The 20,830-nt window shown below is 44.0% G+C and carries 16 protein-coding genes, 22 tRNA genes and 3 rRNA genes; 39 read left to right on the plus strand and 2 right to left on the minus strand.

The genetic code is table 11. From position 1 onward, the window contains the following. The first annotated feature begins 5 nt into the window (after positions 1-5). The 8 genes from AWM75_RS06855 (at position 6) to AWM75_RS06890 (ending at position 6,431) form a co-directional block, all read left to right on the plus strand. Entirely contained in the window at positions 6-482 is a 477-nt protein-coding gene (locus tag AWM75_RS06855) for a cell wall elongation regulator TseB-like domain-containing protein (RefSeq protein ID WP_067980020.1), read from the plus strand. A 12-nt stretch (positions 483-494) separates the two neighbouring features. After that, positions 495-1,694, plus strand: a complete 1,200-nt coding sequence (locus AWM75_RS06860) for a pyridoxal phosphate-dependent aminotransferase (protein WP_067980024.1) — start codon at positions 495-497, stop codon at positions 1,692-1,694. 15 nt (positions 1,695-1,709) lie between these two features. After that, the gene (locus tag AWM75_RS06865) at positions 1,710-2,354 is read left to right on the plus strand and encodes a DnaD domain protein (RefSeq protein WP_067980027.1); all 645 of its coding nucleotides are present in this window, start codon (positions 1,710-1,712) and stop codon (positions 2,352-2,354) included. A 12-nt stretch (positions 2,355-2,366) separates the two neighbouring features. Beyond that, positions 2,367-2,861: a MarR family winged helix-turn-helix transcriptional regulator gene (locus AWM75_RS06870; RefSeq protein WP_067980030.1), complete on the plus strand. Its 495-nt coding sequence runs from the start codon at positions 2,367-2,369 to the stop codon at positions 2,859-2,861. Positions 2,862-2,966: 105 nt separating this feature from the next. Further along, complete coding sequence (locus AWM75_RS06875; RefSeq protein ID WP_067980033.1) at positions 2,967-4,334, plus strand: bifunctional metallophosphatase/5'-nucleotidase; 1,368 nt, start codon at positions 2,967-2,969, stop codon at positions 4,332-4,334. 3 nt (positions 4,335-4,337) lie between these two features. Further along, on the plus strand, positions 4,338-5,003 hold the full coding sequence (locus AWM75_RS06880) for a YutD family protein (protein ID WP_067980036.1): 666 nt from the start codon (positions 4,338-4,340) through the stop codon (positions 5,001-5,003). Between the two features lies 1 nt (position 5,004). After that, positions 5,005-5,820, plus strand: coding sequence for an HAD-IIA family hydrolase (locus AWM75_RS06885; protein WP_067980039.1), 816 nt, complete (start codon positions 5,005-5,007; stop codon positions 5,818-5,820). Beyond that, positions 5,796-6,431 carry a TIGR01906 family membrane protein gene (locus AWM75_RS06890; protein ID WP_067980041.1) on the plus strand — a complete coding sequence of 212 codons (636 nt, stop codon included), beginning with the start codon at positions 5,796-5,798 and terminating at the stop codon, positions 6,429-6,431. The genes AWM75_RS06885 and AWM75_RS06890 overlap by 25 nt, the downstream gene beginning before the upstream one ends. Before the next feature lie 17 nt (positions 6,432-6,448). Here AWM75_RS06890 and AWM75_RS06895 read toward each other — a convergent pair whose 3' ends face one another. Further along, positions 6,449-7,450 (minus strand): NAD(P)/FAD-dependent oxidoreductase, encoded by a 1,002-nt coding sequence (locus AWM75_RS06895; RefSeq protein ID WP_067980044.1) that lies wholly within the window; start codon positions 7,448-7,450, stop codon positions 6,449-6,451. A gap of 19 nt (positions 7,451-7,469) precedes the next feature. Further along, the gene (locus tag AWM75_RS06900; RefSeq protein ID WP_067980046.1) at positions 7,470-7,955 is read right to left on the minus strand and encodes a divergent PAP2 family protein; all 486 of its coding nucleotides are present in this window, start codon (positions 7,953-7,955) and stop codon (positions 7,470-7,472) included. Positions 7,956-8,119: 164 nt separating this feature from the next. On the opposite strand from AWM75_RS06900, the gene AWM75_RS06905 reads away from it, so the two are divergent. From AWM75_RS06905 to citF, 31 genes are all read left to right on the plus strand, one after another. After that, positions 8,120-8,704, plus strand: a complete 585-nt coding sequence (locus AWM75_RS06905) for a peptidylprolyl isomerase (RefSeq protein ID WP_067980049.1) — start codon at positions 8,120-8,122, stop codon at positions 8,702-8,704. A gap of 8 nt (positions 8,705-8,712) precedes the next feature. Then, positions 8,713-9,111 (plus strand): CvfD/Ygs/GSP13 family RNA-binding post-transcriptional regulator, encoded by a 399-nt coding sequence (locus AWM75_RS06910; protein WP_067980052.1) that lies wholly within the window; start codon positions 8,713-8,715, stop codon positions 9,109-9,111. Next, positions 9,111-10,457 carry a glucose-6-phosphate isomerase gene (locus tag AWM75_RS06915; protein ID WP_067980055.1) on the plus strand — a complete coding sequence of 449 codons (1,347 nt, stop codon included), beginning with the start codon at positions 9,111-9,113 and terminating at the stop codon, positions 10,455-10,457. The genes AWM75_RS06910 and AWM75_RS06915 overlap by 1 nt, the downstream gene beginning before the upstream one ends. Positions 10,458-11,088: 631 nt before the next feature. Further along, positions 11,089-12,636: ribosomal RNA gene (locus tag AWM75_RS06920) — 16S ribosomal RNA — on the plus strand. A gap of 208 nt (positions 12,637-12,844) precedes the next feature. Then, positions 12,845-15,745, plus strand: a 23S ribosomal RNA gene (locus tag AWM75_RS06925). A 71-nt stretch (positions 15,746-15,816) separates the two neighbouring features. Beyond that, positions 15,817-15,932 (plus strand): 5S ribosomal RNA (gene rrf, locus AWM75_RS06930). Together the 16S, 23S and 5S rRNA genes with 22 tRNA genes alongside form the textbook arrangement of a ribosomal RNA operon. Before the next feature lie 6 nt (positions 15,933-15,938). Next, positions 15,939-16,011: transfer RNA gene (locus AWM75_RS06935), tRNA-Val, on the plus strand. Positions 16,012-16,022: 11 nt separating this feature from the next. After that, positions 16,023-16,095: transfer RNA gene (locus AWM75_RS06940), tRNA-Lys, on the plus strand. Positions 16,096-16,104: 9 nt separating this feature from the next. Then, positions 16,105-16,186 (plus strand) — tRNA-Leu (locus AWM75_RS06945). A gap of 15 nt (positions 16,187-16,201) precedes the next feature. After that, positions 16,202-16,274: transfer RNA gene (locus tag AWM75_RS06950), tRNA-Thr, on the plus strand. Between the two features lie 7 nt (positions 16,275-16,281). Further along, a tRNA-Gly gene (locus AWM75_RS06955) sits at positions 16,282-16,353 on the plus strand. Positions 16,354-16,379: 26 nt separating this feature from the next. Further along, a tRNA-Leu gene (locus AWM75_RS06960) sits at positions 16,380-16,465 on the plus strand. A 12-nt stretch (positions 16,466-16,477) separates the two neighbouring features. Next, a tRNA-Arg gene (locus tag AWM75_RS06965) sits at positions 16,478-16,551 on the plus strand. Between the two features lie 3 nt (positions 16,552-16,554). Continuing rightward, a tRNA-Pro gene (locus AWM75_RS06970) sits at positions 16,555-16,628 on the plus strand. A 31-nt stretch (positions 16,629-16,659) separates the two neighbouring features. Further along, positions 16,660-16,733 (plus strand) — tRNA-Met (locus AWM75_RS06975). 17 nt (positions 16,734-16,750) lie between these two features. Further along, positions 16,751-16,824: transfer RNA gene (locus AWM75_RS06980), tRNA-Ile, on the plus strand. A 9-nt stretch (positions 16,825-16,833) separates the two neighbouring features. After that, positions 16,834-16,923: transfer RNA gene (locus AWM75_RS06985), tRNA-Ser, on the plus strand. Positions 16,924-16,948: 25 nt separating this feature from the next. Further along, positions 16,949-17,021: transfer RNA gene (locus AWM75_RS06990), tRNA-Met, on the plus strand. A gap of 10 nt (positions 17,022-17,031) precedes the next feature. Further along, positions 17,032-17,104 (plus strand) — tRNA-Asp (locus tag AWM75_RS06995). A gap of 7 nt (positions 17,105-17,111) precedes the next feature. Next, positions 17,112-17,182 (plus strand) — tRNA-Gly (locus tag AWM75_RS07000). 24 nt (positions 17,183-17,206) lie between these two features. Beyond that, positions 17,207-17,280, plus strand: a tRNA-Ile gene (locus tag AWM75_RS07005). A gap of 5 nt (positions 17,281-17,285) precedes the next feature. After that, positions 17,286-17,373, plus strand: a tRNA-Ser gene (locus tag AWM75_RS07010). 15 nt (positions 17,374-17,388) lie between these two features. Continuing rightward, a tRNA-Glu gene (locus tag AWM75_RS07015) sits at positions 17,389-17,460 on the plus strand. Positions 17,461-17,487: 27 nt separating this feature from the next. After that, positions 17,488-17,577 (plus strand) — tRNA-Ser (locus AWM75_RS07020). A gap of 60 nt (positions 17,578-17,637) precedes the next feature. Continuing rightward, positions 17,638-17,710, plus strand: a tRNA-Met gene (locus AWM75_RS07025). Positions 17,711-17,720: 10 nt separating this feature from the next. Then, positions 17,721-17,793: transfer RNA gene (locus AWM75_RS07030), tRNA-Asp, on the plus strand. Between the two features lie 13 nt (positions 17,794-17,806). Further along, positions 17,807-17,879, plus strand: a tRNA-Phe gene (locus AWM75_RS07035). Positions 17,880-17,897: 18 nt separating this feature from the next. After that, a tRNA-Glu gene (locus AWM75_RS07040) sits at positions 17,898-17,969 on the plus strand. A 127-nt stretch (positions 17,970-18,096) separates the two neighbouring features. Beyond that, positions 18,097-18,390 (plus strand): citrate lyase acyl carrier protein, encoded by a 294-nt coding sequence (gene citD / locus AWM75_RS07045; protein ID WP_067980058.1) that lies wholly within the window; start codon positions 18,097-18,099, stop codon positions 18,388-18,390. After that, positions 18,387-19,280 (plus strand): aldolase/citrate lyase family protein, encoded by an 894-nt coding sequence (locus AWM75_RS07050; protein WP_067980061.1) that lies wholly within the window; start codon positions 18,387-18,389, stop codon positions 19,278-19,280. The genes citD and AWM75_RS07050 overlap by 4 nt, the downstream gene beginning before the upstream one ends. Then, a complete protein-coding gene (citF, locus tag AWM75_RS07055) occupies positions 19,277-20,818 on the plus strand; it encodes a citrate lyase subunit alpha (RefSeq protein WP_067980064.1) in 1,542 nt (513 codons plus the stop codon). The genes AWM75_RS07050 and citF overlap by 4 nt, the downstream gene beginning before the upstream one ends. Positions 20,819-20,830 lie beyond the last annotated feature (12 nt).

Here is a 20,830-nt window from a genome sequence, read left to right on the forward strand (position 1 = left end):
AAGGGATGAAAAGAAAACTTACTTGGGCAGCAATTATTATACTAATGGTATATATAGTGGCGACCAGTCATATCTTTTTTAGCTCACAGACTTCCTTAGTTAGGGCTGAACAAGAAGCAATAGCAGTAGCAAAAAATGAGGCTAAGCTGGCACGTCTGGATGAATTTTACCTCTATACGAAAGAGCAACCCTATTATACTTTGATAGGTGCTAATGACCAGGGAGAGCTAATCTACTTTGCCTATTTGCCTCAAGAAAAGTCTAGTAAACAAGCTAAGGCCGACCAGTTCATCACAGAAGATGATGCCATGGCCATTGCACAAAATGATCTGGGCCAGGTTAAGCTACTAACAGCACGCTTGGGCTTAGAAAATGAGCGTTTTATTTGGGAAGTATCTTTTGAAGATGAACAAGGCCAGCTCGGCTACCATTATATTAGAGCTGATAATGGTCAATGGTATGAAACAATTAATAATTTGTAAGGGGATATAGATATGGAAAAATTTTCGCAGCGGGTCTTGAACCTGCAAGAATCAAAAACACTAGCGACGGCTGCGGTAGCCAGAGCACTCAAAAATGAAGGTAAGGATGTTATCTCTTTAACCGTTGGGGATACTGATTTTGATACCCCTAACTATATTCTGGATGCCGCTAAGGAAGCCATGTATCAAGGCAAGGGCCACCATTATGCTCCGGTATCAGGTTTGCCGGAATTAAAACAAGCTATTATAGACTTTCATCTACGTCAAGATGGTGTTAGCTATCAAGACAACCAAATCTATGTAGGTGCTGGCGCTAAAATTGTTCTCTACTATTTATGCCAGGTACTCTTAGAAGCTGGCGATGAAGTTTTAATTCCGAGCCCATACTGGGTATCTTACGTTGAGCAGGTGAATATTACTGGCGCTAAGTCAGTTATCGTTGAAACTAGTGAAGCAGATGGTTTCTTGGTAACACCTGAATTACTGGACCAGTATCGCACGGATAAGACCAAGGTCTTAATTTTAAATTCGCCTAACAATCCATCCGGCATTACCTTAAATGCAGAGCAATTACGGGCTATCGGTGATTACTGTGTAGCTCATGATATTATTATTATTGCAGATGAGATGTATAACCGTCTGGTTTATAATGGAACGCCAACCCTTTCCATGGCCGCTATGTCAGAAGAAATTAAGGCCCAAACCTTAGTAGTTAATGGTCATTCCAAAGTTTATTCGATGACTGGTTGGCGACTGGGTTACGTGATGGGGGATTCGACTGTTATTGCAATGGTTTCTAAACTTGCCAGTCAAGCAACCGGACCAGCCGGTGGCGTTAACCAGTATGCGGGAGCAGCTGCCCTTAATGAGGATGAAAAATATGGCGAGGCTGAAAAAATGCGGCAAATTTTTGAGGACCGCCTCAACCGAGCTTATGATTTGTTTAATAGTTTGCCTGGTTTCCGCATGTCTGTAAAACCCCAAGGTGCTTTTTACCTATTCCCGGACGTTAGCGAAGCAGCAGCAATGACTGGTTTTGAGTCAGTGAATGCCTTTAATGAAGCTTTATTAGCCGAAGCCTTAGTAGCTGGGGTACCAGGCGATGCTTTTGGTATGCCGGATCATATCCGTTATTCTTATGCTATTTCAATCGATAGAATTGAGGAAGCGGTGCAAAGAATCAGTGCTTTTATTGAAAAACACCGCCAGTAGAAAAGAGGGAGGCTTGTGTTCAACAGCCAATACACCGTCATTCAAAATATTTTACTTATTTGTTATCAAGAATTGGGCATCACGAATCTCGAGATGCTCTTTTTAATCCACTTGCTTAGTGCTAGCCAGGCTGGTAATCATTTCCCTAGTATCAAACAATTGAGCCAGCGGATGGATTTATCCGAAGCGGACTTGTACACTTGTTTGCAGTCGCTGATGGATAAGTCTATTTTACGAATTGATCATTACCGGGATGACTCTGGTAAACAGGTCGAGCGTTATGCTTTTGATTTGCTGGAATTGCGGGTGCAAAATTGGCAGGACCAACAGGATAAGCAAAATCAGGATGAGAAATTGGTCCAGGAAACTGATCTTTTTAGCCAAATTAGTCAAGAATTTGGTCGAGGCTTGTCTCCTATGGAATACCAGCAAATTAGCCAATGGCTAGTCGAAGATAAATTTTCTAGTCAATTGATTTTAGAAGCTGTTAAAGAAGCTAGCTTTAATAACGTTCATAATTTAAAATATATTGGTAAAATACTATATAATTGGCAAAAAGACGGCCGGGTAACTAGCCAAGCTAGTCAAGACCAGGCCTTGCGGCAGGCTAACCAAGCTAGTTCGGGCCAGGTTCCTTTAATTAATTGGCTAGACCAGTAGGAGGAGAAAAATATGGAAAAAGATCAGCTAGACCAAGCTGAAAACAAGGCTATAAGCGCAGATAGCTCCAGCCTACATGCCCTTAGGGTCTTCTTACAAGCCCAGGCACATATAATGACCCTGATTTATCGTGATATGCGCCAGCAGGGTTTGAGTGAAAATGAGTTTACCGTTTTAGAACTTTTGTACCACAAGGGAAGTCAACCGGTCCAGAAAATTGGCCGTAAAATTATGATTGCTGGTTCAAGTTTAACCTATGTTATTGACCAACTGGAAAAAAAACAGTTTGTGAAGAGGCAGGTCAGCGATCGTGACCGGCGGGTGATTATGGTACACATTACTGATGAGGGGCGGGAAAAAATGGCAGATATTTTTCCTAACCACCATCATACCATCGAAAAAATGTTCAGTGTTTTATCAGATGAAGACTTAGTTGAATGGGTTAATTTATTAAAAAAAGTTGGCTTCAATGCGGAAACATTGAGCCAAGAATGTCCTAAAAAATAGTTTTAGCGAAAAAGTGGTTGGCAATTCCAACCACTTTTTTTCTACTACTAGGGGTGTGACTAGCCTTATGGTATGATAAGCTTATGAGAGTTAAGGGGGTAAATTATGGAAACAATTCATATTTATCATATGAATGACTGGCATTCTCATTTTGAAAATTGGCCACGGGTATACCGCTATTACCAAGCTGCTAAAGCTAACCATCAAACTCAAGGAGAAACCGTATATCTTATTGATGGCGGTGATTTTTGTGACCGACAGCACCCCTTGACTGAAGCTAGTGATGGTCAGGCAAATATTGAATTCCTAAATGATTTACCCGTTGACTTAGTGACAATTGGCAATAATGAAGGCATCGGCAATCTCAAGCCACATTTAAACCAACTTTATCAACAGGCTAACTTCCCTGTTATCCTTAATAACATTGTAGATATAGATACAGCTAGTTTACCTAATTATATCCAAGCTAGCCATATTATCAGGACTGAGTCTGGCGCGCGTATATTGTTTTTAGCGGCTACTGCGCCTTATCAGGTCTCTTATAAGGTGATTGGCTGGCAGCCGCTTGACCCAATTGCTTGTATTAGCCAAGAGCTCGCTAGGCATCAAGCAGCGGAAGACTATGACTTTATTTTTTTAATCAGTCACCTAGGTTTAGATGTGGACCGGGAGTTAGCCCAGTATTTCCCAGAAATACGGGTTATTTTTGGGGGCCATACCCACCATGTTTTGCCGCTAGGTGAGTGGCAGGGAGAAACCTTGCTTACAGGTGCTGGTAAATACGGCCATTACCTGGGTCACTTGTCCTTCCAAATAGAGCAAAATCCTGATGATGACACTTATCAGATAAGTGAATTAAAAGACCAGCTCATTGCGAGTCATGATATGGAGAGTCAGCCGGGTGATCAGGCCTTAATTAATAGGTGGTACAACCAGGGCAATAGCACTCTAAACCAACAAACTGTGGGATATATTGCTAGCAGCTTAGCAGCGAGTGAGCACCAGGTCTCTGATCTGCAATATTTTACGCTAGAGGCCATAAAATGGGCCACTGGTGCCGATATAGCTGTTTTAAATTCAGGTTTATTTTTGAATAGCCTGGGTCAAGGACGGGTTAGTCGCTACGATTTGCATCAAGCCTTGCCTCATCCCATGCGGGTAATGACGGTTGAACTAAGCGGCAAAGAATTATTAGTAATTTATCAAGAATTTTTAAGTTTGCAAGATCAATTGATTAATCAGGAAATTAAAGGGATGGGTTTTAGAGGAAATATTTTTGGCCAATTAGCCTTTGACCAGGCTTTTAATCCTGATGAAATTCAGATAAATCAGAATTATTGTTTAGCCAGTGTCGACCATCTGGTTTATCTACCGTATTTTAAAAAATTAAAAGAATTAGATTATCAGCTGGCTAGTCCCAAATTTTTGCGACAGCTAGTCGCTGATTATGTGCAATTTATAAACAAGGAGTAATTGATGGCAGAACACAAAAATAAGCAAGAACTAGCCAGGGAGCGTGTTGCCCTTGACTATCCGCTGGCGGAAATTCACAGAGTAAGTGAAGACCGAATCACTATCAATGGACAGTATTTTAGCCTAATTAGGACCTATGGACGTGGTTTAGACCTAGATCATCTTAGTGAACGTTATACAGATTATTTAGACCAATTTGATTATATCGTCGGTGATTGGAGCCATGACCAGCTACGTTTACGTGGTTTCTATGACAATGACATGCGTGGAGTTGCGTTGAATCAAAAGATTCGTTTTTTAGATGACTATCTTTTGGAGTATTGTAGTTTCGCTTGTCCGTATTTTGTTTTAGGACATGAACGCAGTGCCAGTGAAAAAGCAGACAACCAAGCCCAAATATTAAAACAACGTCGCAAAGATAACCGTAGCCAGCATAAAAAGCCAAGGAAGCGGCGGTCTAATCGGCGGCATTTTGACAAAAGTAAGTCAAATTATAGTCACAAGAATAATAACCAGTCAGCTGGTCATACAAAGAACCAGTCCAAGTCGGCTAATAAAAAGAATCATTACCACAAACGTCAGCGTCAAGACCAGGTTAAACCAGCCAGTAAGTTGATTAAACAGGATGAAAAATCACGCTTTATCATTAAAGAGAAGGGGGAGGCTTAAGATGTCTCTAGGCTTATTAATTGATTTAGATGGCACCCTCTATCGAGGCCAACAGGAAATTACTGGCGCACGTGATTTTGTAGCCCGACTAAACGAGCGGGGCTGCCCACACCTGTTCTTAACCAATAATGCGACGCGTACCCACCAGCAAGCGGCCAGCTTTTTGCAGGATGTTCATGAAATTGCTGTTAGACCAGATCAATTCTATACATCGGTTGATGCCTTGCTGGCCCAGTTAGACCGGGATGGCAGGGAATTAAATGGGCGAGATGTCTATGTTATTGGCGCCCCTTATCTAAAAGATAGTTTGCGACAGGCAGGTGCCCATATTTACGATCAAGCTGGTCATTCAGAGAAAGAGACTGTTGATTTGGTTATTATGGGATTAGACCAAGGAGTGTGCTATGGCCAATTAGCGCAAGCTTGCAAATTTATAGAAGCAGGTAGTCAATTCTATTTAACTAATCCAGATGTCCAGTACCCCGAAGCGAATTATTTCGTGCCTGGAGCGGGCGCTTTGGCGGATATGGTCAGCCAGGTTACTGGGCAAGCTCCAACTACATGTGGCAAGCCCAGTCCGGCAATTGTCGATGGTGCGATTGATAAGCTTGGCCTAGCCAAGCACCAAGTTTATATTCTAGGTGATAACTTAACCACGGATATCCAGGCAGGTATTAATGCTGGCGTTAAGACTATTCATATAGGAACAGGTGTCCACCAGCAAGCGGACCAAACCAAGTTAGGCATTCAGGCGGACTATTATGTGCAAGATTATCAGGAGCTTGACCAACTATGGCAAAAATTAGTTACTATATAAAATTCATTGTGCTGATGTTGGCTATGCTGGCTTTAGCTATTAGCTTGACAATTGCTTTATCTCCAGCAATCTTTTATGTGAATATGAAATTAGGCCTCATTCAGCCAGTTTTAAATTTTAGCCAGGCAGAAATTTTAAGTGATTATGGTCAAATGATGGCTTATTTACACAGCTTTACCCGCCAGCCACTAAGTTTTAACTATTTCGCTATTTCTACTGCTGGCGCTTTCCATTTCTATGAAGTGCGGCGTTTATTTTATTTAGTCTATGTCTGCCTGTTTGTTTTGGGCCCCTATACTATTTACCAAGTCAAGCATGGTTTTTTTGAAGAGTGGGCATGCCATATCAAGCGGGATATTAAAAGGCTGATAGTATTTTTAATAGGCTTATTAGTTTTATTAGTTTTGAACTTTTCTCGGTTCTTTACCCTTTTCCACCAGATTTTCTTTAATAACAATGCTTGGATTTTTGATCCCAGAACAGATCCGATTATACTAGTCTTGACGGAAGGCTTCTTCTTGCAATTATTTGCTTTAGCCTTATGCATTTTCCTAGGTGGATTAGCTTGGGTAAATTACTATATAAAAAAACCTGTGACTAAAATAAACTAGTCACAGGTTTTTTTATGCTATTCGCCCTCAAAAAGAGTAGAGGAGTGAACGGGTGAGATCAGTTGGTCAGGATGGATATAACTAAAGGCTGCATTGATAGCAGTCGGGGCTTCCCCAAAACCAGAAACAATCAATTTGGTCTTGCCTGGGTAGCTAACTATATCGCCTACAGCAAAGATACCAGGAATGGAGGTTTGCATATTTTCGTTAACCAAAATATTATTTTGTTGCAAGTCTAATCCCCAGTCTTTTATTGGTCCAATTGATGAGGTAAAACCATAGGCCATAATTACTTGGTCTACTTCTAAGTTAACTTGGTCATCACTGCGGCCTTTCTGGAGTTGTATTCCTGTTACATGTTGACCGTTACCTACAATCTCAATGGGAACATAGGGGGTTAAAAAGCTGATATTGTTAGCCTTTTTGGCGATGGATACACTATGTTCATGGGCGCGAAAGCCGTCTCGGCGATGAATGAGGTAGACTTGATCAGCTATATCCCGCAGGCCTAAAGCAGTGTCTAGGGCTGAGTCGCCACCACCACAGACAGCAACAGTTTTACCAATAAATTGCTGATAATCACTAATAAAATAATCCAGGCCCAGCCCTTCGTATTGATCAGCACCAGCTAGCTTTACTTTCCGAGCTTTAAAAGAACCGTTGCCAGCTGCAATGATAACTGCCCTAACATGATAACTAGATTGAGAGCTGTGTACGATAAAGCTCCCATCTGCTTGTTTCTCTACAGCTTGTACCTCTTCTTCTAAACGAATATCAGTTGTATCAGCGAAGCGGCGTACCTGGTCAAATAGTTGGTTAGTGAGCTCTTCACCTGAAATGCGGGGATGGACTGGAATATCAAAAATATTTTTTTGCGGATAGAGGGCTTTGGGCTGACCGCCGATTTCTGGTAAGGAGTCAATTAGGGTCACTGATAAATTACGCATGCCGGCATAAAAGGCGGTAAAAAGACCCACTGGACCGGCACCGACGACGAGTAAATCACTTTTTTTATTCATAGATATCCTTTCTTGATTACTATAAGGTAAAGAGGTAACGAAGTAATAAAGCTACCAAGCTGCCGGTGATGATGCCACCAATGACTTCCGAGGGCTTGTGTCCCAGATAATCATTAATAACCATATCATCTTCATCCATTTCTTGTAACTTGTCTAATAAGGCTTGATCTTGATGGTCATGGGCCCAAGATTTAAGGACCTTGGTTTGGTAGTGGACGAGTACACCCTGTTCACCACTTTGACGGCGCACGCCCATGGCATCGAACATAATTATCATGCCAAAAATGGCAGCGATAGCTACATAAGGGGAAGTAAAGCCATATTCAAAGATTAAAGCAACGATTAAGGCTGTTACAGCAGCAGAGTGTGAAGATGGCATACCCCCAGTTGCGTGAATGATAGATAGATTAGCATTGGGGCGCTTGAAAATAAGGGCAATTGGGTATTTAATAATTTGGGTAGTAATAATAGCAGTGACACCAGCCACGAGGGGGAAGTTGAACATGGGTCAATTCCTTTCTATTTACTGCAAGTCTTTCAATTATTAATAATAGCATGAAAAGCCTGATAAATAAAAGTAGATGAACAATGATAACGTTTAAATTTAACTATATCAAATACAACTAATTATTGTTACAATAAGGTTAAGATGATAATAGGAGGTAGATTATGGCATATCCACAATTAGAAGATTTAAATGCTTATCAACAAGCAATTATTCATACGAATCATGGTGATATTCAGTTAGCCTTGTTTGCTGACCAAGCACCTAAAACAGTTGAAAATTTTATTGAATTAGCTAAACAGGGTTATTACGATGGGGTGATTTTTCACCGTGTCATTCCTGATTTTATGATTCAGGGTGGCGACCCAACTGGTACTGGTATGGGTGGTGAGTCGATTTACGGTCAGAAATTTGCTGATGAATTTTCTTTAGAGCTCTTTAACCTCAATGGTGCCTTGTCTATGGCTAATGCTGGGCCAAATACAAATGGCTCGCAATTTTTTATTGTATCGGCCAAGGAAGTTCCAGCTCCGATGCTAGGACAGTTAGAAGCTGGTGGTTGGCCCAAGGAGATTGTAGCTGCTTATGAAGAAAAAGGCGGTACACCTTGGTTAGACCAACGTCACACAGTATTTGGTCAAGTCGTAACTGGCTTAGATACTGTTTATGAGATTGAACAAGTGGAACGGAATAGTCAAGATAAGCCACTTGAAGATGTGATTATTGAGCGTATTACGATTGTAGAGTAGGTTTTATGATGCAAGATAAATTGACAGATGTATTTCATATCGGTCAAATCGTTGAGGGCGTAATAACCGGCATTCAAAATTACGGTGTGTTCGTAAAAATCGATGATCGCTATCAAGCCCTTATCCATATATCAGAGATTAACCATGGTTTTGTCTCTGATTTAGATAAACGCTTTAAACTAGGTGACCATGTACAAGCCCAAGTTATAGATATTGATGAATATAGTGACAAGATGAGCTTATCACTCAGATCTTTACAATATGCGCCTAGCCAGGTAAAAAAATGGAAAAAAAGACCCCGCCGGCGCCGTCCACCACAAATAGGCTTTAAAAGTTTAGCAGACAAGATGCCAGCATGGACTAATGAAGCATTAGAACGGATTGAAAATAGTGAGGAGAGATTATAATGCCACATATAACTTTTGACTACAGTGCTGCCCAACCTTATATCGCCGACCACGAGTTGACATATCTGCAACCATTTGTATCCTTGGCTGACCAAATGCTAAGAGAAGGGACTGGCCAAGGTAATGATTTTATTGGCTGGCTAGATTTACCGGAAAATTATGATAAAGAAGAGTACCAACGGGTCAAGGAGGCTGCTGCTAAAATCCAATCCGACTCAGAGGTACTGGTTGTTTTAGGAATTGGCGGTTCTTATCTGGGTGCCAAAGCAGCTATTGATTTCTTATCTCATTCTTTCTACAACCTACAAGATACGAGTCAACGGCAAACACCACAGATTCTGTTCGCAGGGAATTCTATTTCATCGACTTATTTAGCAGACTTAATTGAAATTATAGGCGACCGTGATTTTTCAGTTAATGTTATTTCTAAATCTGGTACTACTACTGAAACCTCGATTGCTTTCAGAATCTTTAAAGAGCTATTAATCAATAAATATGGTAAAGAAGGCGCTAGAGGTCGTATTTACGCCACTACTGATAGACAAGCTGGCGCTTTAAAATCGGAAGCTAATCAAGAAGGGTACGAAAGTTTTGTTATTCCTGATGATATTGGTGGACGATTTACTGTATTGACCCCAGTTGGTTTACTACCAATTGCTGTGGCTGGTATTGATACTGACCAAATTCTAGCTGGTGCTAAAGATGCCATGCAAGCTTATCAGTCTGACCAATTAGCTGAAAACGAGGCTTATCAATACGCTGCTTTACGCAATATTTTGTATCGTAAAGGCAAAGTAACCGAGTTATTAATTAACTATGAACCAAAAATGCAATACTTTAATGAGTGGTGGAAGCAACTGTATGGTGAGTCAGAAGGTAAAGACTTAAAAGGCATTTATCCATCTTCCGCTAATTTTTCTACTGACCTTCACTCTTTAGGTCAATATATTCAAGAAGGTCGGCGTAATATCTTTGAAACGGTTGTTAAAGTAGACCAGGCAGAGAAAACAGTGACGATTCCAACTCTAGATAGTGATGCTGATGGTCTATCTTACTTAGAAGGCAAGGATGTCGATTTTGTCAATAGCAAGGCCTTCCAAGGGACACTATTAGCTCACCAAGATGGACAGGTACCTAATTTTGTGATTACTATTCCAAAAATGGATGAATATAGTTTTGGTTACTTAGTGTATTTCTTTGAAATTGCTGTTGGTATTTCTGGTTATTTAAATGGGGTCAATCCTTTTGACCAACCGGGTGTTGAAGCTTACAAGAAAAATATGTTTGCCTTACTTGGTAAACCAGGTTATGAAGATTTAGCAGCAAAATTAAATGAGCGATTATAGAAAAATTGATAACATAACTAGACTTGAGAACCAACAGTCATCCTGTTGGTTCTCATTTTTTTTACAAAAGTTGACTGTCACAATAAGCCCTATATCCTAGCTATGACTATATTGAAAAATCATAAGTACTATATACAATAAAGACAATAATAATGAGCTTATCGAGGAGTTTAATAAAAAAAATCAAAATAATTTTCAAAAAGCTCTTGCCAAAGTTTAATAATCTTGATATTATATTCCTTGTCCGAAAGACGGATGCAAAAAACTTTAAAAAACACTTGCAAACAAAGTTTGCCTGATGTATTATAAAAGAACGTCAATGATTAATTTCAAGTCGTTAAAAAAATATTTCAAAAAGTTCTTGACAGTTTATCGAGACCATGATAATATTTAGAAGTTGTCGCGAAACGAAAGTTTACGACAAAAAATATTTCAAAAAAGTTCTTGACAACAAATCAAGTACGTGATATATTTAAGTAGTTGTCCCGAGCGGACAGCGATAGACCTTTGAAAACTGAACAAATAGACGAACCAAATGTGTAGGGCATCAACTTCGGTTGATGAACCAACAATTCAAATGATAGTCTGGACGAAGACTATAAAGACGTCAGCAATGAGCGTAGCTCAAACTTTTAACGAGAGTTTGATCCTGGCTCAGGACGAACGCTGGCGGCGTGCCTAATACATGCAAGTCGAGCGAACTGACGGAGTGCTTGCACTCCTGACGTTAGCGGCGAACGGGTGAGTAACACGTAAGGAATCTACCGATAAGCGGGGGATAACATCCGGAAACGGGTGCTAATACCGCATAGTAATCCATGTCGCATGACAGGGATTGGAAAGACGGCTCTGCTGTCACTTATCGATGACCTTGCGGTGCATTAGTTAGTTGGTGGGGTAACGGCCTACCAAGACGATGATGCATAGCCGACCTGAGAGGGTGATCGGCCACATTGGGACTGAGACACGGCCCAAACTCCTACGGGAGGCAGCAGTAGGGAATCTTCCGCAATGGACGCAAGTCTGACGGAGCAACGCCGCGTGAGTGAAGAAGGTTTTCGGATCGTAAAACTCTGTTGTGAGTGAAGAACAAGTTGTAATTAACTACTACAACCTTGACGGTAGCTCACCAGAAAGCCACGGCTAACTACGTGCCAGCAGCCGCGGTAATACGTAGGTGGCAAGCGTTGTCCGGATTTATTGGGCGTAAAGGGAGCGCAGGTGGTTTCTTAAGTCTGATGTGAAAGCCCACGGCTTAACCGTGGAAGGTCATTGGAAACTGGGGAACTTGAGTGCAGAAGAGGAAAGTGGAATTCCATGTGTAGCGGTGGAATGCGTAGATATATGGAGGAACACCAGTGGCGAAGGCGACTTTCTGGTCTGTAACTGACACTGAGGCTCGAAAGCGTGGGGAGCAAACAGGATTAGATACCCTGGTAGTCCACGCCGTAAACGATGAGTGCTAGGTGTTGGAGGGTTTCCACCCTTCAGTGCCGCAGTTAACGCAATAAGCACTCCGCCTGGGGAGTACGGCCGCAAGGCTGAAACTCAAAGGAATTGACGGGGACCCGCACAAGCGGTGGAGCATGTGGTTTAATTCGAAGCAACGCGAAGAACCTTACCAAGTCTTGACATCCTCTGACCACCCTAGAGATAGGGCTTTCCCTTCGGGGACAGAGTGACAGGTGGTGCATGGTTGTCGTCAGCTCGTGTCGTGAGATGTTGGGTTAAGTCCCGCAACGAGCGCAACCCTTATCGTTAGTTGCCAGCATTCAGTTGGGCACTCTAGCGAGACTGCCGGTGACAAACCGGAGGAAGGTGGGGATGACGTCAAATCATCATGCCCCTTATGACTTGGGCTACACACGTGCTACAATGGATGGTACAACGAGCCGCAAACTCGCGAGGGTAAGCAAATCTCTTAAAGCCATTCTCAGTTCGGATTGTAGTCTGCAACTCGACTACATGAAGCCGGAATCGCTAGTAATCGTGGATCAGCACGCCACGGTGAATACGTTCCCGGGTCTTGTACACACCGCCCGTCACACCACGAGAGTTTGTAACACCCGAAGTCGGTGAGGTAACCTTTTGGAGCCAGCCGCCGAAGGTGGGACAGATAATTGGGGTGAAGTCGTAACAAGGTAGCCGTATCGGAAGGTGCGGCTGGATCACCTCCTTTCTAAGGATATTACGGAATGCACATTTGTCTATTTGTTTAGTTTTGAGAGGTCTGTCTCTCAAACTTTGTTCTTTGAAAACTGAATACTGTAAGTAATAAACCATGAAAATCATTATTTCTACCAGGAGATAATGAGATTCAACAATTTTACCAAGAGTAAAAACCGAAAGAGTGAACACTCAATCGCGAATCATACAACTTAACCGGTGGTTAAGTGAATAAGGGCGCACGGTGGATGCCTTGGCACTAGGAGCCGATGAAGGACGGGACGAACACCGATATGCTTCGGGGAGCTGTAAGTAAGCTTTGATCCGGAGATTTCCGAATGGGGGAACCCAGCTACTTTGATAGGTAGTTACAGTTTTATCAATACATAGTAAAACTGAGGTAGACGCAGGGAACTGAAACATCTTAGTACCTGTAGGAAGAGAAAGAAACATCGATTTCCCAAGTAGCGGCGAGCGAAACGGAAAGAGGCCAAACCAAGATGCTTGCATCTTGGGGTTGTAGGACTGCAATGTGGTATGACAAAACTTAGTCGAATAACCTGGAATGGTTAATCAAAGAAGGTGAAAATCCTGTAGACGAAAGGTTGCGTTGGCCTAGCAGTATCCTGAGTACGGCGGAACACGTGGAATTCCGTCGGAATCCGGGAGGACCATCTCCCAAGCCTAAATACTCCCTAGTGACCGATAGTGAACCAGTACCGTGAGGGAAAGGTGAAAAGCACCCCGGGAGGGGAGTGAAATAGTACCTGAAACCGTGCGCTTACAAGCAGTCAGAGCCCGTTAATGGGTGATGGCGTACTTTTTGTAGAACGGACCGGCGAGTTACGATAGCATGCAAGGTTAAGTGGAAGAAACGGAGCCATAGCGAAAGCGAGTCTGAATAGGGCGTTGAGTATGTTGTCGTAGACCCGAAACCAGGTGACCTACCCTTGTCCAGGTTGAAGGTGCGGTAAAACGCACTGGAGGACCGAACCCACGTCTGTTGAAAAAGGCGGGGATGAGGTGAGGGTAGCGGAGAAATTCCAATCGAACTTGGAGATAGCTGGTTCTCTCCGAAATAGCTTTAGGGCTAGCCTCGGATGATGACTATTGGAGGTAGAGCACTGTTTGATCTAGGGGCCCATCCAGGGTTACCGAAATCTGATAAACTCCGAATGCCAAATAGTTTAATCCGGGAGTCAGACTGCGAGTGATAAGATCCGTAGTCGAAAGGGAAACAGCCCAGACCACCAGCTAAGGTCCCAAAGTTTCAGTTAAGTGGAAAAGGATGTGGGGTTGCTTAGACAACTAGGATGTTGGCTTAGAAGCAGCCATCATTTAAAGAGTGCGTAATAGCTCACTAGTCGAGTGACCCTGCGCCGAAAATTTACCGGGGCTAAACTGAACACCGAAGCTGTGGATCCGTAAGGATGGTAGGAGAGCGTTCTATGGGCATTGAAGCGGTACCGTGAGGAGTCGTGGAGCGCATAGAAGTGAGAATGCCGGTATGAGTAGCGAAAGACGGGTGAGAATCCCGTCCACCGAATAACTAAGGTTTCCTGGGGAAGGCTCGTCCTCCCAGGGTTAGTCGGGACCTAAGCCGAGGCTGACAAGCGTAGGCGATGGCCAACAGGTTGACATTCCTGTACTTGTCTGATTTGTTTGAGCAATGGAAGGACACAGGAGGTTAAGTAGAGCGCGGAGATGGAAAAACGCGTCCAAGCAGTAAGTCTGACACAGAGTCAAATGCTTCGTGTTAAGGACAAGCTGTGATGGCGAGGGAAGTTAAGTACCGAAGCTACTGACATCACACTGTCGAGAAAAGTTTCTAGTTAGAATCAGACAACCCGTACCGCAAACCGACACAGGTAGTTGAGTAGAGTATACTAAGGTGAGCGAGCGAACTCTCGTTAAGGAACTCGGCAAAATGACCCCGTAACTTCGGGAGAAGGGGTGCTGACCGCAAGGTCAGCCGCAGTGAATAGGCCCAAGCGACTGTTTATCAAAAACACAGGTCTCTGCAAAATCGAAAGATGACGTATAGAGGCTGACGCCTGCCCGGTGCTGGAAGGTTAAGAGGACGTGTTAGCGTATGCGAAGCATTGAATTGAAGCCCCAGTAAACGGCGGCCGTAACTATAACGGTCCTAAGGTAGCGAAATTCCTTGTCAGGTAAGTTCTGACCCGCACGAAAGGCGTAACGATTTGGGCACTGTCTCAACGAGAGACTCGGTGAAATTGTAGTACCAGTGAAGATGCTGGTTACCCGCGACAGGACGGAAAGACCCCATGGAGCTTTACTGCAGGTTGATATTGAGTGTTTGTGTGACATGTACAGGATAGGTAGGAGCCGTAGAAACCGGGACGCTAGTTTCGGTGGAGGCACTGGTGGGATACTACCCTTGTGATATGACCACTCTAACCCACGGCCGTGATCCGGTCGGGAGACAGTGTCAGTCGGGCAGTTTGACTGGGGCGGTCGCCTCCTAAAATGTAACGGAGGCGCCCAAAGGTTCCCTCAGAATGGTTGGAAATCATTCGCAGAGTGCAAAGGCAGAAGGGAGCTTGACTGCGAGACCTACAAGTCGAGCAGGGACGAAAGTCGGGCTTAGTGATCCGGTGGTTCCGCATGGAAGGGCCATCGCTCAACGGATAAAAGCTACCCTGGGGATAACAGGCTTATCTCCCCCAAGAGTTCACATCGACGGGGAGGTTTGGCACCTCGATGTCGGCTCATCGCATCCTGGGGCTGAAGTCGGTCCCAAGGGTTGGGCTGTTCGCCCATTAAAGCGGTACGCGAGCTGGGTTCAGAACGTCGTGAGACAGTTCGGTCCCTATCCGTCGCGGGCGTTGGAAATTTGAGAGGAGCTGTCCTTAGTACGAGAGGACCGGGATGGACACACCGCTGGTGTACCAGTTGTTCCACCAGGAGCAGAGCTGGGTAGCTATGTGTGGACGGGATAAGCGCTGAAAGCATCTAAGCGCGAAGCCCCCCTCAAGATGAGATTTCCCATATCTATAAGATAGTAAGACCCCTGAGAGAAGATCAGGTAGATAGGCTAGAAGTGGAAGTGCAGTGATGTATGGAGCGGACTAGTACTAATCGGTCGAGGACTTATCCAAAGAGTTAGTTGTATGAGGTTTTAGCTTACAGATTCAGTTTTGAGCGAACAAAGCTCATAAAGATAAAATTGTGCGGTGATGATGGCAAGAAGGTCACACCTGTTCCCATCCCGAACACAGAAGTTAAGCTTCTTAGCGCCGAATGTAGTTGGGGGTTGCCCCCTGTGAGACTAGGACGTCGCCGTGCAATTATGGAGGATTAGCTCAGCTGGGAGAGCGTCTGCCTTACAAGCAGGATGTCGGGGGTTCGAACCCCTCATCCTCCATTAATAATTACGACTCGTTAGCTCAGTCGGTAGAGCAACTGACTTTTAATCAGTGGGTCGCAGGTTCGAATCCTGCACGGGTCATTATAGTACGCGGGTGTGGCGGAATTGGCAGACGCACCAGATTTAGGATCTGGCGCCGCAAGGCGTGGGGGTTCAAGTCCCTTCACCCGCACTATATTTTTATTTTGCCGGCTTAGCTCAGTTGGTAGAGCATCTGATTTGTAATCAGAGGGTCGAGGGTTCAAGTCCTTTAGCCGGCACTCTTACGCGGAAATAGCTCAGTGGTAGAGCACCACCTTGCCAAGGTGGGGGTCGCGGGTTCGAACCCCGTTTTCCGCTTATTGCCTTTTATTTTATCGGCTTAGGCCGGGGTGGCGGAACAGGCAGACGCACAGGACTTAAAATCCTGCGAAGGTTAAACTTCGTACCGGTTCGATTCCGGTCCTCGGCATTTATATATTAAGCACCCATGGCTCAACTGGATAGAGTACCTGACTACGAATCAGGCGGTTGCAGGTTCGAATCCTGCTGGGTGCATACCGGGAAATAGCTCAGCTTGGTAGAGCACTTGGTTTGGGACCAAGGGGTCGCAGGTTCGAATCCTGTTTTCCCGATAACTTTGGTAGTGATACCTGAGTATAAGATGGCGGTGTAGCTCAGCTGGCTAGAGCGTCCGGTTCATACCCGGGAGGTCGGGGGTTCGATCCCCTCCGCCGCTATTATTGACTTTGAACTTGGACCTTTAGCTCAGTTGGTTAGAGCAGACGGCTCATAACCGTCCGGCCGTAGGTTCGAGTCCTACAAGGTCCATTATATTTTGGAGGATTACCCAAGTCCGGCTGAAGGGAACGGTCTTGAAAACCGTCAGGCGTGTAAAAGCGCGCAAGGGTTCGAATCCCTTATCCTCCTTACCTTATAAAGGTAGTATTATTATCGCGGAGTAGAGCAGTTGGCAGCTCGTCGGGCTCATAACCCGGAGGTCGCAGGTTCGAATCCTGTCTCCGCAATTACTTATTAGGTCCCGTGGTGTAGCGGTTATCACGCCTGCCTGTCACGCAGGAGATCGCGGGTTCGATTCCCGTCGGGACCGTATATATGCGGGTGTAGTTTAGTGGTAAAACTACAGCCTTCCAAGCTGTTGTCGCGAGTTCGATTCTCGTCACCCGCTTTACCATATAATATATATTGTAATGGGCCTGTAGCTCAGCTGGTTAGAGCGCACCCCTGATAAGGGTGAGGTCGGTGGTTCGAGTCCACTCAGGCCCATAAGTGGAGAATTACTCAAGAGGCTGAAGAGGACGGTTTGCTAAATCGTTAGGTCGCGTTAGCGGCGCAAGGGTTCGAATCCCTTATTCTCCATATTTTATTTACCATGGCCCGTTGGTCAAGCGGTTAAGACACCGCCCTTTCACGGCGGTAACACGGGTTCGAGTCCCGTACGGGTCATTGCTACAATTGAATGAATAGCATCTTGGAGGATTACCCAAGTCCGGCTGAAGGGAACGGTCTTGAAAACCGTCAGGCGTGTAAAAGCGCGCAAGGGTTCGAATCCCTTATCCTCCTTACTAGTCTATTGACTAGGGAGCCATTGTGCATCTTTATGTACATTGAACCTTTGATTACCGCGGAGTAGAGCAGTTGGCAGCTCGTCGGGCTCATAACCCGGAGGTCGCAGGTTCGAATCCTGTCTCCGCAATTACTTATTAGGTCCCGTGGTGTAGCGGTTATCACGCCTGCCTGTCACGCAGGAGATCGCGGGTTCGATTCCCGTCGGGACCGTAATTATTTTTTAGGTCCGATAGCTCAGTTGGTAGAGCACGTGATTGAAGCTCACGGTGTCGGCAGTTCGACTCTGTCTCGGACCATTTCTTATTTTTATATTTGGCCCGTTGGTCAAGCGGTTAAGACACCGCCCTTTCACGGCGGTAACACGGGTTCGAGTCCCGTACGGGTCATCGCTAAAAGCCTAGCTATGCTAGGCTTTTTTTACTGTTTTTTTACTGTTCTTAATGGTTTCACCCGGTTGACGAAAGGGCTTTCTTGCCTTAAATTTAAGGTATAAGAATTTAAGGAGGAAGCTTAATGGAATTAAAACATCAAGCGATTGCTGGCACTTTGGAGTCCTCTGATATCCAAGTGATTGTTGAACCTCATGATCAAAGAGAGATTAATTTAACCTCTAGTGTGATTGATCAGTTTGGCGACCAGATTTATCAAACTATTGAAAAAACTTTAGATAACTTAGAAATACAGGGGGTTAAGTTGACTGCGGATGATCATGGTGCCCTAGATTGTACCATTCGTTCTCGGGTGCAAACTGCAGTTTTTCGTGCGCTTGACCAAGATAAAGATTTACCATGGGGGACTAAAATATGAGAAGAGAAGTAAGACGGACCATGATGTTTTTGAATGCCCAACGAGCCTCTCTAGTTAAGGATCCTTATGTTTACGGTCCAGACTGTGTAATTTTAGACCTGGAAGATGCGGTATCAATTAATGAGAAAGATTCTGCTCGTATTCAGCTCTATAATACCTTGATGGATCTAGACTACGGTGAAACTGAGATTTGGGTAAGAATTAATGCGCTTGATTCACCTTATTATGAAGAAGACATTCGCGCAGCGGTAGCAGGTGGCTGTGACGGCATCCGTATTGCAAAAACTGAAACTGCCGATGATGTGCGTTTAGTTGAGCGTTTAATTGAGGAAGCTGAAAAAGAATTTGGAAAAGAAGTAGGCTCAACTATGATTATGGGTGCGATTGAATCACCTTTGGCTGTTTTTAACGCCAAGGATATCGCTGTCGCTTCAGAACGGATGATGGGAATTGCTTTATCCGCTGGTGATTTTCGTAGTGAAATGCATGCCCAGTCTACACCGGGTGGTGAAGAGTTGGCTACTGCTCGCGGCATGATTCTAATGGCCGCTAGAGCAGCTGGCATCATGGCCTTTGATACGGTGTATACGGATGTAGATAATATCGAAGGTTTAATTAACGAAACTGAAATGATTTTTAATATGGGCTTTGATGGTAAATCCTTGATTTCACCAAAACAAATTAAACCTGTTCATCAAGTCTTTACACCGACTGAAAAAGAAATCCGTCATGCGGAACGGATTATCTTAGCAATTAAAGAAAACGAAAAACGTGGTGTAGGTGTGCTTGTTGTTGACGGTCAAATGGTCGATATAGCCCATGTTGAAGGGGCCAAGCGTACCCTAGCCTTAGCCCAAGCATCAGGTATTTATGAGGGGGATTTAGCATGAAAAACGCAATAGGCAGAGAGATTCCAAATGAGTTATTGGTCGATGGAAAAGAAGTTTTCCAAGGCGCATACGCTAGACAAGATTATGAGTATACTAAGGCAGCACCACGAGTAAAGGCCAATGTCCATAATGATGAGAGTAAATTAGTTAGTTTAGAGGAAGCTATCAAGAAAACTGGTCTGAAAGATGGTATGTGTGTGTCTTTCCACCACCACTTCCGTAATGGGGATTATACCCTACCAACAGTAATGAAGGCCATTCATAATTTAGGTATTAAGGACCTGTATATTTGTGCTTCTAGTTTAGGACGAGCAGCTAAGGATATCGTGCCAATGATTGAAGATGGCACAGTAACTGGCATTTCTACTTCTGGGGTTCGTGATGAATTAGGTGAAGCAATTTCTCGTGGCAAACTGAAACATCCTGCTATGATTCGGACTCATGGTGGCCGGGTAAGAGCCATTGAATCTGGAGAAGTCCATATTGATGTTGCCTTTATTGGCGCTCCTACTGCAGATGAATTGGGTAATGCATCCGGTAAAGGCGGTAATTCTGAGTGTGGTGTGTTATCATATGCTGATGTGGATGCTAAGTATGCTGACCATGTGGTTGTGTTAACTGATACTATCGTACCTGTACCTAATAAATCAGCTTCAATAGAAGCTGTAGATGTTGATTATGTTGTAGAAGTCGATGCAGTTGGTGATCCATCTAAGATTGCTTCAGGGGCAATTCGTTTAACGGATGATCCACGCGAATTGGCTATTGCTGAACAAGCAGCTGAGGTAATTGTCAATACAGAATACTTTAAAGATGGTTTTAGCTTCCAAACAGGTGCTGGGGGACCTTCTCTAGCGGTTACACGTTTCATGAAGCCACATATGGATGCTAAGGATATCAAGATGGGCTTTGCCTTAGGTGGTATTACAGAACCAATGGTTGACCTGTTAAAAGAAGGTTACATCCGTACTATTCTTGATACACAAGACTTTGATATTCCATCGGTAGAGTCAGTTCATAATACGCCTAATCATGTTGAAATTTCTGCATCCCAGTATGCTAACCCCTTCAACAAAGGTGCTTATGTAAACTATCTAGACTATGTTATCCTAGGGGCATTAGAGGTCGATACTGATTTCAATGTTAACGTAGTTCAAGGTTCTGATGGCTTGATTCAAGGGGCTCCAGGTGGTCACCCAGATACAGCAGCCGGTGCTAAAGTGACTATTATTGTCACCCCATTGATTCGTTCTAGGATTCCTTCTGTAACTGATCATCTTACTTCAGTAACCACGCCAGGTGAAACAGTTGATGTTGTGGTCACTGACTATGGTGTGGCAGTTAACCCACGCCGACAAGACTTGATTGACCAGTTACAAGCAGCTGGTATGAAGTTGAAAACAATTGAAGAATTACGCGATACGGCCTATAATATAGTTGGTAAGCCGGCACCGATTGAATTTGATGATGAGGTCGTAGCAATGATTGAATACCGCGATGGTACCATCATTGATACTATTCGTAAGTTAAAAGACTAAACTATGCTAACA

The organism is Aerococcus urinaehominis (assembly GCF_001543245.1).
Lineage (GTDB): Bacteria > Bacillota > Bacilli > Lactobacillales > Aerococcaceae > Aerococcus > Aerococcus urinaehominis.